We start from the raw sequence: 1977 nt of genomic DNA on the forward strand, positions 1-1977 counted from the left end.
CCTCCCTCTATTATCTTTAAATTTCTCTGTATTTCTCACTAATTCTTAGAATTTCACTTTTTAAAAAGAGAACTTTTCACGGATATTTAGCATTATGATGCTTTATTGCCTAAGATTATCGAAAAATGGGTAGCTTTAATAAACTGCGTCCTTTCTTCAGTTTATGACGGCTCTGTTTCTCCACATAATCTCAGGTGGCATACCCTCCCATGTCTCGCTGGCTCGTAGCCTAAATTCCTTCGTCCTGCCTATCCGTGAGGTGGATGTCGACTATGCTCCTTTGCCGGGTCGTCTTTGCGCCCTCCTGGTATATATTCCTGTCGACTATCAGCTCTCTTTTTCAAGGTTCATTCTTAAATCCTTTGAGAATCATTCTATATCTTCCATCACCTGGATCTACCCTTGCTTTTGCTAGAGGTTCACACTATTGTGGAAACGCATTCTTGCCCCTATCAATGTTCAAGCCAAGCCCATGTGCAAAGACTTAATTATCATATATATCCCTGTTTTTCAGTGCCCCAAACTTTGACCTAGACCTGTTGTATGATTCATAAGCAATATTGCCAATAGTTTACGCTGCCTTGAGTATTTCATTGCGGTGGATGTCTTCCATCATTTTTGCTGGGTCGTATGCTACATCCATTGTTATCAGTGTATAGGCTATTCTTATCAATTTGTTGCATAATGCTATCAATGACTGCTTTTTCTTAAGCGGGTTTTCTTTTTTCGTGGTGTAGTATTTGTGCAACGTGTTAAACTCTTGGTTTTTAGCAGCCAGCGGCAGGATGGCCCGAAACAATATGCCTCGCAGCCTGCTTCGGCCTCTTTTGGTTATCTTGGTTTCTCCCTTATGTTTACCAGAGCTGTTTTCTCTTAGATTCAAGCCTGCAAGTTTTATGATCTGCTTTGGATGACTAAACCTAGTGATGTCCCCTATCTCTGCTAGAAAACCAGCTACTGTCTTTATCCCGATTCCCTTTACTTCCAATAATCTTTCTGCACCTGGTATGTTTAATACAATATCCTCCAGATGTTTTTCAAGTTCATCTAGGATTTTTCTAACTTCTAGGTATTCTTTCAGCAACAGTTGCATTTCATATTCTGCCATTTTCAAGCCTTCTTTAATTCCTACGCTACTATTGGCTATTGCTATGAGCTTTTGAGCCCTTTTGATGCCCACTGCTCTCTTGATTTCTTCTCTCCAGATAGATACTATTTCTTCAGCGGTGTGGCCTACTATCTTACTTGGCAAGCACATTCTTTCCAGTGTCATGATGGCTGCTTTCCCTTCCCAGTCAGAAAAAACCTTAAGAAATTCAGGAAAATACGTGTCTAACCACCTCTGCATTTTGTTCTTGATACTCCACATCTTTTTAAGCCATTCTTCACGCAGATTATTCGCTTTCCTAAGTTCCGCGTATTTCCCTGTAGGTATATAGGGTATTTGATAACGTCCATCCTTCACTAGCATGGCTATTGTTTTAGGGTCTTTACGATCGCTTTTACTTGGCGAATTATCATCAAGTTCTTTGGCCTTCTTCACATGATACGGATTGACTTGAACTACCATGATACCCTCTACCAGTAAGGCTTGTGCAAATGTATACCAATAATGTCCAGTTGGTTCATTGCCCACTATTATTTTGTCTTTACCATTCTTTTCTGCTGTCTTTTTTGCCCATTCCATAAACTCTGAAAACCCGGTGCTGTTAGCCTTGAAGCTGATGGTTCTATCCAATTCTATTCCTCTCCAGTCAAAAGCCCTTGCATAATGTATCTTTTTAGCAATATCAACCCCGATTACCAGCGTTTTATCTGTGATTTGCATAATCTTAAAATTTTGGTTATACTTCATATTGAAGACCTCCTGTAGTTTTATTTATGTCGTTTTCTTGCGGTTAACCACCACAACTCTATTCTACAGGCTTGGTCTTCTTTTTTCAAAGTGCATTAATGTTCATTACAGGAATGCTCCTT

Annotated in this window: 1 protein-coding gene; it reads right to left on the reverse strand. The window is 39.7% G+C overall.

Annotated features, from left to right (window positions below; all coding sequences use genetic code 11):
* Positions 1–571: 571 nt before the first annotated feature.
* Complete coding sequence (locus BUB56_RS19145; RefSeq protein WP_110942832.1) at positions 572–1855, reverse strand: IS110 family RNA-guided transposase; 1284 nt, start codon at positions 1853–1855, stop codon at positions 572–574.
* Between the last annotated feature and the right edge of the window lie 122 nt (positions 1856–1977).

The organism is Geosporobacter subterraneus DSM 17957, assembly GCF_900142145.1.
Classification (GTDB): domain Bacteria; phylum Bacillota; class Clostridia; order Peptostreptococcales; family Thermotaleaceae; genus Geosporobacter; species Geosporobacter subterraneus.

What these genes read in the sequence shown, in the direction of transcription:
- BUB56_RS19145 (WP_110942832.1), bottom strand. Translation starts at nt 1,855, where the DNA reads ATGAAGTATAACCAAAATTTTAAGATTATGCAAATCACAGATAAAACG.